This window comes from Bartonella sp. AA81SXKL, assembly GCF_042196945.1.
Classification (GTDB): domain Bacteria; phylum Pseudomonadota; class Alphaproteobacteria; order Rhizobiales; family Rhizobiaceae; genus Bartonella.
Map to the genome: position 1 here is coordinate 218533 of NZ_JBHIRH010000003.1, position 13552 is coordinate 232084.

11 protein-coding genes are annotated in these 13552 nt (G+C 38.1%); 6 read left to right on the forward strand and 5 right to left on the reverse strand.

The features are described from left to right. The 5 genes from gloB to dapF all read right to left on the reverse strand — a co-directional run bounded on the left by gloB (window position 1) and on the right by dapF (window position 4856). Entirely contained in the window at window positions 1-762 is a 762-nt protein-coding gene (gene gloB / locus ACFINZ_RS03185; RefSeq protein ID WP_375633636.1) for a hydroxyacylglutathione hydrolase, read from the reverse strand. A 62-nt stretch (window positions 763-824) separates the two neighbouring features. Beyond that, window positions 825-1511: a septation protein A gene (locus ACFINZ_RS03190; protein ID WP_375633951.1), complete on the reverse strand. Its 687-nt coding sequence runs from the start codon at window positions 1509-1511 to the stop codon at window positions 825-827. Beyond that, window positions 1508-2707, reverse strand: coding sequence for a signal recognition particle-docking protein FtsY (ftsY, locus tag ACFINZ_RS03195; protein ID WP_375633949.1), 1200 nt, complete (start codon window positions 2705-2707; stop codon window positions 1508-1510). The genes ACFINZ_RS03190 and ftsY overlap by 4 nt, the downstream gene beginning before the upstream one ends. Window positions 2708-2721: 14 nt before the next feature. Further along, complete coding sequence (mtaB, locus tag ACFINZ_RS03200) at window positions 2722-4005, reverse strand: tRNA (N(6)-L-threonylcarbamoyladenosine(37)-C(2))-methylthiotransferase MtaB (RefSeq protein ID WP_375633633.1); 1284 nt, start codon at window positions 4003-4005, stop codon at window positions 2722-2724. Then, window positions 4005-4856, reverse strand: coding sequence for a diaminopimelate epimerase (gene dapF / locus ACFINZ_RS03205; RefSeq protein ID WP_375671703.1), 852 nt, complete (start codon window positions 4854-4856; stop codon window positions 4005-4007). Before dapF ends, mtaB begins: the two co-directional genes overlap by 1 nt. 225 nt (window positions 4857-5081) lie before the next feature. On the opposite strand from dapF, the gene ACFINZ_RS03210 reads away from it, so the two are divergent. The 6 genes from ACFINZ_RS03210 to ACFINZ_RS03235 all read left to right on the forward strand — a co-directional run bounded on the left by ACFINZ_RS03210 (window position 5082) and on the right by ACFINZ_RS03235 (window position 13531). Beyond that, window positions 5082-5627 carry an AprI/Inh family metalloprotease inhibitor gene (locus tag ACFINZ_RS03210; protein ID WP_375620904.1) on the forward strand — a complete coding sequence of 182 codons (546 nt, stop codon included), beginning with the start codon at window positions 5082-5084 and terminating at the stop codon, window positions 5625-5627. Window positions 5628-5725: 98 nt separating this feature from the next. Then, complete coding sequence (gene zapE / locus ACFINZ_RS03215; protein WP_375633630.1) at window positions 5726-6925, forward strand: cell division protein ZapE; 1200 nt, start codon at window positions 5726-5728, stop codon at window positions 6923-6925. Between the two features lie 289 nt (window positions 6926-7214). After that, on the forward strand, window positions 7215-8177 hold the full coding sequence (gene mdh / locus ACFINZ_RS03220) for a malate dehydrogenase (protein WP_375701169.1): 963 nt from the start codon (window positions 7215-7217) through the stop codon (window positions 8175-8177). Window positions 8178-8265: 88 nt separating this feature from the next. Further along, a complete protein-coding gene (gene sucC / locus ACFINZ_RS03225) occupies window positions 8266-9462 on the forward strand; it encodes an ADP-forming succinate--CoA ligase subunit beta (protein ID WP_375633629.1) in 1197 nt (398 codons plus the stop codon). A gap of 3 nt (window positions 9463-9465) precedes the next feature. Beyond that, window positions 9466-10368 carry a succinate--CoA ligase subunit alpha gene (gene sucD / locus ACFINZ_RS03230; RefSeq protein ID WP_375628543.1) on the forward strand — a complete coding sequence of 301 codons (903 nt, stop codon included), beginning with the start codon at window positions 9466-9468 and terminating at the stop codon, window positions 10366-10368. 163 nt (window positions 10369-10531) lie between these two features. Then, window positions 10532-13531, forward strand: a complete 3000-nt coding sequence (locus tag ACFINZ_RS03235; protein ID WP_375683921.1) for a 2-oxoglutarate dehydrogenase E1 component — start codon at window positions 10532-10534, stop codon at window positions 13529-13531. The last annotated feature ends 21 nt before the right edge of the window (window positions 13532-13552 follow it).

A 13552-nucleotide genomic window follows, 5' to 3' on the forward strand; every position in this document is an offset into this window, starting at 1 on the left:
CTAAAAATTATCCTTTCTTCTTCGAATTTCAGCAAAGACTTCTTCATCTGTTTCCTCTTCCATTACAAGGTTTCTTCGCAACACACTATCATCCCAGCGGAGAAAGGGATTGGTGGCTTTTTCTTGCCCTAAGGTTACTGGTAAAGTCATAGCGTTTTTTGCACGTAGCAAAAAAACTTCTTCTATTCTTTGGTGGAGTTTTTTATTATGTGGGTCAATTGTTAGTGCGAAAAGAGCGTTATTTTTTGTATATTCATGTCCACAATAAAGAAGTGTTTCATCAGGAAGTTTACGAAGTTTTTTTAAAGAATTCAGCATTTGTGTTGGTGTTCCTTCGAAAAGACGTCCACAGCCCAATGAAAAAAGTGTATCTCCAGCAAAGAGTAAATTCTTTTCAGGAAAATAGTAAGATAATGCGCCTAGAGTATGACCAGGTGTTGAAAGAGCTAAAAGAAGATGTGAGCCAAAAGAAAAACTTTCATCAGGTTGAAGTGTTTTATCAAGATGATTGATCTTTTCTTTTTCTGCTTCTGGTCCGATAACCGTAGCGTTGTAAACTTGTTTTAATTCTGATAGGGCTTCTACATGGTCGTGATGATGATGAGTTACAAAAATAGTGTTAAGTGTCCAATTGCGGCGCTTTAAGGCATTGTGAATCGCTTTGCCTTCAGGAGCATCTATTGCAGCTGTCATACCACTTTTTTCATCATGAAGGAGTACACCGAAATTGTCTTCTCGACAAATAAACTGTTCAATCAACATATTTTTTCTCGTGAACAGTGTTTGGCGATGAATCTATAAAATAATCGGTAGTGATGATTTTTTTAAGAATCAGATTTGTCCTCTTCTGTAAAAAGTCCTTTTGAATGTTTTATAATTATAGGCATTTGGGTAAGCATGAAAAGGACTGTTATAGGCATGACGCCAAATACTTTGAAACTTGTCCAGAAATTATCGCTAAAATTACGCCAAATTATTTCATTCAAAATGGCAAGAAAAATGAAAAAAAACGCCCAACGATAGGTAAGTTTTTGCCAACCTAAATCATCAAGTTTTAAGGTAGAATCAAGAGCATAACGTAAAAGTGGTTTTTTAAAAAACATCCCACCAAAAAGTATAAAAGCAAATAAGCTATTAATGATTGTTGGTTTCATTTTTATGAAAGTTTCATTATGAAGCCAGAGAGTTAGAAAGCCAAAAACTAAAACAAATATTCCTGAAATAAGAGGCATAATAGGAATTTGTCTTGCAAGGATCCATGATAAGCTTAGGGAAATAATAATAGCCACCATAAAAATAGCTGTTGCAGGGAAAATAGGCTTACTAAAATTTTGAAAAAATCCAATGTTTTTTATCAGCCATTCTCCCTTATAATTGGCAAAAAAGAAGGCAACTAATGGACCCATTTCCAAAAAAAACTTAAGTGTTGGTGAGAGAGAATTTTTATTATTATTATTCATCTTTTTTTCAGAATTATTGTGTAAATTAAGATTAGATAAAGGCTGTTTCATGCGTGTTTTCCTGCAATAGTTTCGGCAAAGTCAGAAGCAGAAAAGGGTTGAAGATCTTCAATATCTTCTCCTATACCGATAAAATAAACGGGTAATTTATATTTTGCTGCGATAGCGACAAGAATTCCTCCTCGTGCAGTCCCATCTAGCTTTGTCATAACTAAACCATTAACACCAGCAATATCACGGAAAATGTCCACTTGGTTGAGTGCATTTTGTCCGGTTGTTGCATCAAGAGTTTGAAGGATTGTGTGGGGTGCTTGGGGGGTGTGTTTTTTTAAAACACGAATAATTTTTGCCAACTCATCCATTAATTCAGATTTATTTTGTAAACGCCCTGCTGTATCAATAATTAATACATCACTGTTTGTTTTTTTTGCTTTTTCATAAGCATCAAATGCTAAGCTGGCGGCATCTGCACCCAATTTTGTCGAAATAACAGGAGAATTGGTACGTTCACCCCAAATTTGTAGTTGCTCAATAGCGGCGGCTCGGAAAGTATCACCAGCTGCCAGCATAACTTTTAATCCTCCTTCTTTTAATTTGGCTGAAAGTTTTCCAATAGTTGTCGTTTTTCCAGTGCCATTTACACCTACCAGCAAAATAACATGAGGTTTATGGCTGAGATCAAGTTCTAATGGTATTGCAACAGGTTCCAGAACTTTTTTGACTTCATCAGCTACAATAGTATGAATGTCATCTGGGGAGAGGTTTTTTCCGTAACGACTGGAAGCTAAAGTATTTGTGATACGTGTTGCCGTCTCTACACCTATGTCAGCTTGGATAAGAATATCTTCGAGCTCTTGCAATGTATCTTCATCAAGTTTTCTTTTAACAAAGAGATCGCCAATTGATCCGCTTAGGCGTTGTGAAGAAAGGGATAGGCCTTTTTTAAGGCGCCCAAACCACGCTGTCTTTTTTTGTTCAACAGAAGGTTCAGATAAAATTTCTTCATTCTTTTTTTCACGGATGTTGTCTGTGACAATAATTTTACCAGAAAAGGGAATTTTATCAGAATGGGATTCTAGAAATGGAGATTTTTCATCATATTTTGTAAGTATTGACTCTGGATTTTTTGTCTTTTCATTATTTTCTTCTATTATATCGCTTTTATCAGGAATAGAAATTTGTTGTTCTATTTCTTGCTCTTGAGATTTGTTAAAAGAGAATATTTTTTTTATAAAAGATTTAGTCATAAGAATTCTCCTGCTCAAGCAGCGTTTAATTTTGGAGGGACAGCAATCAATTTATCGCCATCATGATCAACGATAAGGGCTTGAACAATTGTTCCTGCTTTTGCACCTTTAACTTGTACAAGAGTATAATCTTCTGTTCGTCCGATTTCATCTTTTTCAACGAGAATTGTTTGTAGACTGTTTTGTAAATGAGCAAGATGCTTTTGGTAAGCCATATCACCTGCTTTACGCAATTTTTCAGCACGCAGCTTAACTATTTTACGGTTGATTTGTGGCATACGTGCGGCAGGTGTTCCTTCTCTTGGACTAAAGGGGAAGACATGGAGATGGGTTAAATTACAGTCTTTGATTAAGGCAAGACTATTTTGAAACATCTCTTCTGTTTCTGTAGGAAAACCAGCAATTAAGTCGGCACCATAAACCATTGTAGAACGTTTGGCACGCAATTCTTGGCAAAATTGAATGGCATGTTCGCGCAGATGACGCCGTTTCATCCGTTTTAAAATCATATTATCACCTGCTTGCAAAGATAAATGCAAATGGGGCATGATTCTTGTTTCATAAGCTAAAAGATTTATGAGTTCTTCGTCTGCTTCAATAGAGTCAATAGATGAGAGGCGTAATCGGGCTAAGTCAGGGACATGATGCAAAATAGCTGAAGTTAATTTTCCTAGAGTAGCTTTTCCAGGAAGATCGTGGCCATAACTTGTAAGGTCAACACCTGTAAGGACCACTTCTTGGATACCCCCACCTATCAGCTTTTTAATTTGTTCTATGACAGCACCCATGGGAACTGAACGAGATGGTCCTCGTCCATAAGGAATAATGCAAAATGTACAGCGGTGATCGCATCCGTTTTGTACCTGTACAAAAGCGCGGGTGCGCTCTTGCATTGCACTGACCATATGTGGAGCAATTTTTTGTACTTCCATAATGTCATTGATATGCACCTTTTCAGAATGATTAATACCAAAATCAGGAAGTTGACGATAAGAATGAGCGTGAAGTTTATCTTCGTTTCCTAAAACAATATCTACTTCTGTCATTGAGGCAAAATTTTGTGCTTCTGTTTGGGCTGCACACCCTGTTACAATGATACGCGCATGAGGATTTTCACGTCTTGCTTTGCGGATAGCTTGTTTTGCTTGTCGTACGGCTTCGGCAGTGACAGCACAGGTATTAAAGATAATAGCACCATCTTTAAGCTGATCTAGCCCTGAAGAAGTACTTTCTTTGCGAATGATTTCCGATTCGTAGCTATTAAGTCGACAACCAAAAGTTACAATTTCTATTGCCATCAGGAGTGATCCTTTTTGTAGCACCCTGTTAAAGGGCTTAAAAAACCACTAAAGTGATATTTAATTGGTCCTGTCATGATAATATGATCGTCTTCTCGGTAAAAAATATTAAGTGTTCCCTTTGGTAAATTTACATCAACATGGCGCTCTGTAAGTCCACGACGATAAGCAGCCACTGCACTTGCACAAGCAGCACTCCCACATGCTTGTGTTAATCCTGCCCCTCGCTCCCATGTACGTAAATTTAGACTTTTCTTTGACGTTATGCAAGCAATGGAAATATTGCACCGTTCGGGAAACAGGGGATCATGTTCAAGTTTTGGCCCATATTTTTCTAATGGAATATGTTGAATATCATTTTCAACAAAAAAGATAGCATGGAGATTGCCAATGGATATGAGACAAGCGTCTTTTAGGGGACCAGCCATAATTTCTACGTGATTGGTATCAACTATTTCACGTGAAACAGGCATCTCTTTTGCATTGAAATTTGGGCATCCCATATCAACAGAAATGAGATTATCGGTTTGGTATTTTCCTTCAATAATTCCAGCGGGAGTTTCTAAATGAAATTTTTCACCAAAATTGTGATCTTTAAGCCATGCGATGACACAGCGGGTACCATTGCCACAAGCTTTAGCCATTGATCCGTCGGCATTCCATATTTCTATGCGGAAGTCGGTTTTTTTCTGGGTTGGTGTGTGGATAGCCATGATTTGATCAAAATGCATTTCAGGATCTGCCGACAAAGCAAGGATTGCTTGTGGTGTAAGAGCGTATGTGCTTTCACGCATATCAACAACAATAATTTGATTTCCAAGACCGTCCATTTTGCTAAATGGCGTTTTCATGAAACTTCTCTATTTCTAATGATTACTTATAAAAAGATATATGACTGAAAATATTATAAATTTCTAGTGTTTAATAAATATAAAATTGGGCACATAAATTATTTCTTTTAAAATAAGTGATTTTAACCTGTTTTTTTTAATTTGTTAATTTATCTTTGTAACTATAACAAATATTCGCTTAATTTTTTTGTGAACTTATTTATTGTCGTGGGAGAGAGTACAGACATGGCGTTTTCAAAAGTTTCGTTTTTCGTTGCACTATCAACTGTAATGTTTTTAGGGGGATGTTCAACAACACGGTTTGATGGTAATGACGATGGTAACGCATTAGAAGTTTTTTATCCATCTCAACAAATGACAATATTAGAAGCGTCTGATCTGTCGTCTACTTCTTCGTCGATATCTGAAGATGCAAACGCTCCGATGTATGAAAAAGGAGATTCTCAGAGCGATGGACGAATGGCTAGTCTCGAATTGCCAAGTAATGCTACTGATTTATTTCCTGCAAGTGTTGCTGGGGTGTGGAATCTTTCTATGGGAGGAAAAGTTTGCCGGATTGCAACTCCACAAACAAAGTTTGGACAAGGGTACCGTGCTGGTCCTTTACACTGTCCAGGAATTGCTTCCCAAGTGAGATCGTGGGCTGTTAAAGGAAAAAGATTATATTTTTATAATAACTCTGGACGTGTTATCCTCGTTCTTTATTCTTCAAATGTTGATCGTTTTGAGGGACGTACACTTGATGATCATCCCGTTATTTTAAGTCGTTAAATCATTTTTGATCGTTTATGACAAACTAAACTAGACGGACAGATTCTTGAAAAGTATTTGTATTTTTCATTGAGGTCGGTTTGAAAAAGGTTTTTTGGATGATTCTCGTTTCAACACGTTATAAGGAGCTTGTCGCTAAAGGAGAGGTTTGTTTTGATCCCGCTCAATTAGCTATAACAGAATATTTTGATCATTTATTAAAAAAAATTGCGGAACAAAATATCTCTCATTCTTTGCCTTGGATATTTTGCTCTTTCTTTAACAGAATATTTAAAAGGAAAAAACAAAATATTTCTTGCGTTGTAAAACAAGGAGATGAAACAGTTTTTTTTCAGGGACTGTATATTTATGGTGAAGTAGGACGGGGCAAAACCATGCTGATGGATTTGTTCTTTTCTTGTTTGCCTAAAGTTCATAAAAAGCGTGCCCATTTTAATGATTTTATGGCTGATGTGCATGAGCGTATTAATTCTTATCGTCAAGCATCTGGGTGTACAAAATTTAAACAAGATAATCCTATTTTAGCTGTTGCTAAAGATCTTGCACGAGAAGCAAAAGTACTTTGTTTTGATGAGTTTAGTGTAACGGATATTGCTGATGCTATGGTATTGGGGCGGCTTATTTCTGCTCTGTTTGATAAAGGAATTTTCTTTATTGCGACTTCAAATGTGGCGCCGGATAACCTTTATTGTAACGGTTTGAATCGTGAGCTCTTTTTGCCTTTTATTCAAGTTTTGAAAGCATATGTTCGTGTTGTTAATCTTGATGCAAAAACAGATTATCGCCTTGAAAAATCAAATCTACAACAGATGTATGTATCGCCGTTGGGGGTCCAAGCAAATGAATATATGGATCAAGCATGGGCACTTGTATTGCAAGGACATAAGGAGATGTCTGATGAGCTTTCTATAAAAGGGCGCTTTATTCCTATTCCGCGCTTTGGTGCAGGATGTGCTCGTTTTGATTATGGGGATTTATGTGCAAAACCTTTGGCCGCGGCTGAATATTTGTTATTAGGAGAGCATTATCATACGATTTTTATTGATAATGTACCGGTCATGGATGATACATGTCGCAATGAAACAAAACGGTTTATTTTGCTTATTGATATTCTTTATGAGCGGCATATACGGTTGTTTATGTCGGCAGCCGCAGGGATAGGGGATTTGTATAAAGGGCATGCGCAGATTACGGAAACATTTGAATTTCAAAGAACACAATCACGTCTTTTCGAAATGCAAAGCTACGATTATTTAAAACTTTGGGAAGAACATTTTCTTTTGAAGAAGAAGCATTGATTATACTTTTACCTTTACGTAAACTGTCAAAACAATAACTTTTTGAAATTAAAGAAATATAATAATTCTGTTGTATTTTTTTTAAATTCACTTTATCGATACATCGTGATAATTTTCTAATAGTTGTTTCAGCGGAGGGTTGTTGTTTCTGTAAGGAGATAAATTTGTAAATTTCATTTCTTTACTCCTTTTTATGATATTGTTTGAATATGGTTGAAGTCAAAAATATTCAGTATACGGACGTTGATTGGGTGTGCGCTGAATGATCTAAAAGTTAGGAAAAAATAAAATGGCACGGAAAAAAATAGCTCTCATTGGTTCAGGTATGATTGGTGGTACTTTAGCACATATTATTGGGCTTAAAGAGCTTGCTGATGTGGTCTTATTTGATATTACAGAAGGTGTGCCACAAGGTAAGGCTCTAGATATCGCCGAATCTTCTCCCGTTGATGGTTTTGATATCAGTCTAAAAGGTGCTAATGCTTATGAAGCAATTGAAGATGCTGATGTTGTTATTGTAACAGCAGGTGTTGCGCGAAAACCTGGTATGAGCCGTGATGAACTTTTGGGCATTAATTTAAAGGTTATGGAACAAGTTGGAGCTGGAATTAAAAAATACGCTTCTTCAGCGTTTGTTATTTGTATTACCAATCCCCTTGATGCGATGGTGTGGGCATTGCAGAAATTTTCAGGTCTCCCTACACATAAAGTAGTTGGTATGGCTGGTGTTCTTGATTCAGCGCGTTTTCGTCATTTTTTATCTGAGGAATTTAAGGTCTCTATTAGAGATGTGACAGCGTTTGTTTTAGGGGGGCACGGTGATACAATGGTTCCTCTCGTGCGTTATTCAACAGTTAGTGGTATTTCTTTGCCTGATCTTATAAAGATGGGCTGGACAACACAGGAAAGAATTGATCAAATTATCCAGCGTACCCGTGATGGCGGTGCAGAGATTGTTGGTTTGTTAAAAACAGGTTCTGCTTATTATGCACCAGCAGCTTCTGCTGTTTCTATGGCTGAGGCCTATCTAAAGGATACTAAGCGTGTTGTGCCTGTTGCAGCTTATCTTTCAGGAGAATATGGGGTTAATGATACCTATGTTGGGGTACCTGTTGTACTTGGTGCAGGTGGTGTTGAACGAGTCATTGAAATTGATCTTGACAAAGAAGAAAGAGGTGCTTTTGATCATTCAGTAAATGCGGTTAAAAAGCTTTGTGAAGCTTGTATTGCTCTTGTACCTAGTCTCAAGTAAATTGAACAAGATTTAATTCATTAAAATAAGTATTTAGAATGTTAAAACTTTAGGATTAATAAGATCCATAAAAGAAAAGGACAAATGCATGAATATCCATGAGTATCAGGCCAAACGTCTGCTTCATGAATATGGAGCACCAATTGCAAATGGTGTCGCTGTTTATTCTGTAGAGCAAGCTGAAAAATGGGCGGAAAAATTGCCCGGACCTCTCTATGTGGTTAAAAGTCAGATACACGCTGGTGGTCGTGGTAAGGGTAAGTTTAAAGAACTTGGTCCTGATGCAAAGGGTGGTGTTCGGCTTGCACAATCTGTTGAAGAAGTTGTTGCAAATGTTCAAGAAATGCTTGGAAAAACTTTGGTAACCAAACAAACTGGTCCAGAGGGTAAGCAGGTCAACCGCCTTTATATTGAAGATGGTGCCGATATTGAACGGGAGCTTTATCTTTCACTTTTGGTTGATCGTAGCGTTGGTCGAATTGCTTTTGTTGTTTCAACAGAAGGTGGAATGGATATTGAAACGGTTGCTGAAGAGACACCAGAAAAAATATTCACGCTTCCCATTGATGCTGTAGAGGGTGTTACTTCAGCTGATTGTGCAAGACTTTGTGATGCGTTGAAACTACAAAGTAGTGCGCGAGAAGATGGTGAAAAGCTTTTTTCGATTCTCTATAAGGCATTTTGTGAAAAAGATATGAGCCTTTTAGAAATCAATCCGCTTATTGTGATGAAAGATGGTCACTTGCGTGTTCTTGATGCGAAAGTTTCTTTTGATAATAATGCTCTGTTTCGTCATCCAGATATTTTAGAATTGCGCGATCTTTCAGAAGAAGATCCAAAGGAAATAGAAGCATCAAAGCATGATCTTGCTTATGTTGCTCTTGAGGGTACGATTGGTTGCATGGTTAATGGTGCTGGGCTTGCTATGGCAACAATGGATATCATTAAGCTTTATGGAGCAGAGCCAGCGAATTTTTTGGATGTTGGTGGTGGAGCATCAAAAGAAAAGGTGACAGCTGCTTTTAAAATTATTACGGCCGATCCAAATGTTAAGGGCATTTTGGTTAACATTTTTGGTGGTATTATGCGTTGTGATGTCATTGCTGAAGGTGTGGTTGCTGCTGTTCGTGAGGTTGGTTTAAAGGTTCCCTTGGTTGTTCGTCTTGAAGGTACTAATGTTGAGCAAGGTAAAGCAATTATCAATGAGAGTGGTTTGAATGTTATTCCTGCTGATGATTTAGATGATGCTGCCCAAAAAATTGTTGCAGCCGTGAAGGGAGCTTAAGCTATGTCAATTCTTGTGAATAAAGAGACAAAAGTTCTAGTTCAAGGGCTTACAGGAAAAACAGGAACGTTTCATACAGAACAGGCGCTTGCTTATCATGGTACGCAAATGGTTGGTGGCGTTAATCCTAAAAAGGGTGGAGAAACATGGGAAGGTTCAGAAGGCGAAACTCTTCCTATTTTCGCTAATGTTGCAGAAGCAAAAGAAAAAACAGGTGCAGATGCTTCCGTTATTTATGTTCCTCCTGCAGGGGCTGCTGCAGCTATTATAGAGGCTATAGAAGCTGAAGTTCGTTTAATTATCTGTATTACGGAAGGTATTCCCGTTATGGATATGGTTAAAGTGAAGGCGCGATTAGAAAACTCAAAGTCTCGTCTTATTGGTCCTAATTGTCCCGGTATTCTTACACCAAATGAATGTAAAATTGGTATTATGCCTGGTTCTATTTTTAGAAAAGGTTCTGTTGGGGTTGTCTCGAGGTCGGGAACTTTAACTTATGAAGCCGTTTTTCAAACGAGTCAGGAAGGTCTCGGACAAACAACTGCTATAGGGATTGGTGGCGATCCTGTTAAGGGCACTGAATTTATTGATGTGTTGGAAATGTTTTTAGCGGATGATGAAACCGAGTCTATTGTTATGATTGGTGAGATTGGTGGTTCTGCTGAAGAAGAAGCAGCACAGTTTTTGCAAGATGAAGCAAGAAAAGGTCGTAAAAAGCCAGTTGTTGGCTTTATTGCTGGCCGTACGGCTCCTCCAGGACGGACAATGGGACATGCTGGTGCTGTTATTTCTGGTGGTAAAGGTGGAGCAGAAGATAAAATTGCGGCAATGGAATCAGCAGGGATTCGTGTATCTTCTTCGCCATCACAGATAGGTAAGACTTTGATGTCAGTTTTGAAAGGCTAAAAGAAAGTTTCACCTGAATAAGAAAAGGTTCTTAGATTCAGGTGAAAAAGCTTGAGTATAAAAAGGTAAAACTTTTTTGAATGTTCGAATCACTGCTTGTTTGTAAGCATTTAAAGGTCAAAAAGAGATATAAGGAGACGGAATAAATGTTCCGGAGAAGTATATGGCAAGGCAGGACGAAATAAATAGCCTTTTTGCACAGACATCATTTCTTTATGGTGGGAATGCGGATTATATAGATCAACTTTATGCTCAATATGAAAAAGATCCTACCAGCGTTGATTCACAGTGGCGTGCTTTTTTTGAAGGACTTCATGATAATAAAGAAGATGTTCTTAAAAATGCTGAAGGAGCAACATGGCAGCGTGATCATTGGCCATTAAAAGCAGAGGGTGAATTGATTTCTGCTCTTGATGGTGATTGGTCTTCTCTTGAAAAATATTTTGGCGATAAATTAAAGGAAAAAGCAATAACAGGTGCTGCACAAAAGGGAAAAACTTCCAGTGAACAAGATATTATTCGTGCAACACGTGATTCCGTTCATGCAATTATGATGATTCGTGCGTTTCGAGAACGGGGACATCTTCATGCGCAACTTGACCCTCTTCAATTGGCCGAAAAACAAGAAGATTATAAGGAACTTTCTCCAGAAGCTTATGGTTTTACTCCAGCTGATTACGAGCGTCCCATTTTTATTGATAATGTTTTAGGGTTGGAATATGCAACTATTCCGCAAATGCTTGAGATTCTCAATCGTACCTATTGTTCAACAATCGGTGTGGAATATATGCATGTTTCTGATCCGGTTCAGAAAGTATGGCTTCAAGAACGCATTGAAGGGCGAGATAAAAAAAATTCTTTCACACAACAAGACAAGAAAGCTATTCTGAATAAGCTTATTCAGGCAGAGGGATTCGAACAGTTTTTAGACACTAAATATAAAGGTACAAAGCGTTTTGGACTCGATGGTGGTGAGGCGCTGATTCCCGCTCTTGAACAGATTATCAAATGTGGTAGTGCTTTGGGGGTTAGGGAAGTTATTTTAGGAATGGCACATCGTGGTCGTTTAAATGTTCTTTCACAAGTTCTTGCCAAACCGCATAGGGCTATTTTTCATGAATTCAAAGGGGGATCTTACAAGCCTGATGATGTGGAGGGATCCGGTGATGTCAAATATCATTTGGGAACTACCGCTGATCTGGACTTTGATGGTAAAAAAGTTCATTTATCGCTGTTAGCCAATCCATCTCATCTTGAGATTGTTGATCCGGTTGTTATGGGAAAAGCACGTGCTAAACAAGATCAACTTATGGGACATGCGCATACTGATTTACTCCCATTAAGTGAGCGTTCAAAAGTGATGCCATTGCTTATTCATGGTGATGCCGCTTTTGCAGGACAAGGCGTTATCCAAGAAACTTTTGGTCTTTCAGGTCTTAAAGGTTATCGTGTTGCAGGCTCACTTCATGTTATTATCAATAACCAGATTGGTTTTACAACATCTCCACGTTTTTCACGTTCTTCGCCTTATCCATCAGATGTCGCAAAAATGATTGACGCACCAATTTTCCATGTGAATGGTGATGATCCTGAGGCAGTTGTTTTTGTTGCCAAAATAGCAACAGAGTTTCGCCAGATTTTCCATAAACCAGTGGTTATTGATATGTTTTGTTATCGCCGTTATGGGCATAATGAAGGTGATGAACCTTCCTTTACGCAGCCGCTTATGTATAAAGCAATACGTAATCATAAAACAACACTTCAACTTTATAGTGACCAATTGGTAGCAGAAGGAATGGTTACTTCAGAAGAGATTGAGCAACAAAAAAAATTATGGCGCGATAAGCTTGAAGGTGAACTTGAAGCAAGTGCTTCTTATAAACCTAATAAGGCTGATTGGCTTGATGGAAGCTGGACGGGACTCAAAGCTTTTAGTAGTTCTGATGAGCAGCATTCTAGAACAACTGGTGTTGAATTAAAAACTTTAAAGGAAATTGGTCAGAAAATTGTTGAAATTCCGGCAGATTTTCACGTTCACAAAACCATTCAACGTTTTTTAAATAATCGTGCTAAAATTTTTGAAACCGGTGAGGGTGTTGACTGGGCAACTGCTGAAGCTTTAGCTTTTGGTTCACTTTGTTTGGAAGGAGCACCGGTTCGTCTTTCCGGTGAAGATGTTGAACGGGGAACTTTTTCACAACGTCATTCAGTTCTTTATGACCAAGAAAATGAGGCGCGTTATATTCCTTTGAATCATTTACAAAAGGGGCAAGCGCTTTATGATGTTGTTAATTCTATGCTTTCTGAAGAAGCTGTTCTTGGTTTTGAATATGGATATTCTCTTGCTGAACCACGAGGATTAACACTTTGGGAAGCACAATTTGGTGATTTTTCTAATGGTGCACAGGTCATTTTTGATCAATTTATTTCATCCGCAGAGCGTAAGTGGCTTCGTATGTCTGGTCTTGTGTGTTTATTGCCTCATGGTTTTGAAGGGCAAGGGCCGGAGCATTCTTCTGCACGTTTAGAACGGTTTCTTCAACTTTGTGCGGAAGATAATATGCAGGTTGCTAATTGTACAACCCCTGCAAATTATTTTCATATTTTGCGTCGACAAATTAAGCGTGATTTCCGGAAGCCATTGATTTTGATGACACCGAAATCACTTTTACGTCATAAGCGAGCTGTTTCTTTTCTCAATGAAATGGGGCCAGAAACAAGTTTTTGTCGTGTGTTGCTTGATGATGCAGAATGTCTCAAAGATTCTGTCATTAAGTTGCAAAAAGATAATAAGATTCGCCGTGTCGTTCTTTGTACTGGTAAGGTTTATTACGACCTTTATGAAGAACGTGAAAAAAGGGGTATTGATGATGTTTACCTCCTTCGTGTTGAACAGCTTTATCCTTTCCCTGCAAAAGTTTTGGTGAATGTATTATCGCGCTTTTTGCAGGCGGAAGTTTTTTGGTGCCAAGAGGAACCAAAAAACATGGGGGCTTGGTCATTTATTGAGCCTTATTTGGAATGGGTTTTGACGCATATTAATGCGCAATATTCACGTGCTCGTTATGCAGGACGTCCTGCGAGTGCGTCACCGGCCTCTGGGTTAATGGTGAAACACCTTGAACAACTGGCTGCGTTTCTTAAAGACGCGTTAGGTTCTTAATTTATTACTACTCTGATGTAT

Coding starts and splice junctions, on each gene's coding strand:
- gloB (WP_375633636.1), bottom strand. CDS start 762: ATGTTGATTGAACAGTTTATTTGTCGAGAAGACAATTTCGGTGTACTC.
- ACFINZ_RS03190 (WP_375633951.1), bottom strand. CDS start 1,511: ATGAAACAGCCTTTATCTAATCTTAATTTACACAATAATTCTGAAAAA.
- ftsY (WP_375633949.1), bottom strand. CDS start 2,707: ATGACTAAATCTTTTATAAAAAAAATATTCTCTTTTAACAAATCTCAA.
- mtaB (WP_375633633.1), bottom strand. CDS start 4,005: ATGGCAATAGAAATTGTAACTTTTGGTTGTCGACTTAATAGCTACGAA.
- dapF (WP_375671703.1), bottom strand. CDS start 4,856: ATGAAAACGCCATTTAGCAAAATGGACGGTCTTGGAAATCAAATTATT.
- ACFINZ_RS03210 (WP_375620904.1), top strand. CDS start 5,082: ATGGCGTTTTCAAAAGTTTCGTTTTTCGTTGCACTATCAACTGTAATG.
- zapE (WP_375633630.1), top strand. CDS start 5,726: ATGATTCTCGTTTCAACACGTTATAAGGAGCTTGTCGCTAAAGGAGAG.
- mdh (WP_375701169.1), top strand. CDS start 7,215: ATGGCACGGAAAAAAATAGCTCTCATTGGTTCAGGTATGATTGGTGGT.
- sucC (WP_375633629.1), top strand. CDS start 8,266: ATGAATATCCATGAGTATCAGGCCAAACGTCTGCTTCATGAATATGGA.
- sucD (WP_375628543.1), top strand. CDS start 9,466: ATGTCAATTCTTGTGAATAAAGAGACAAAAGTTCTAGTTCAAGGGCTT.
- ACFINZ_RS03235 (WP_375683921.1), top strand. CDS start 10,532: ATGGCAAGGCAGGACGAAATAAATAGCCTTTTTGCACAGACATCATTT.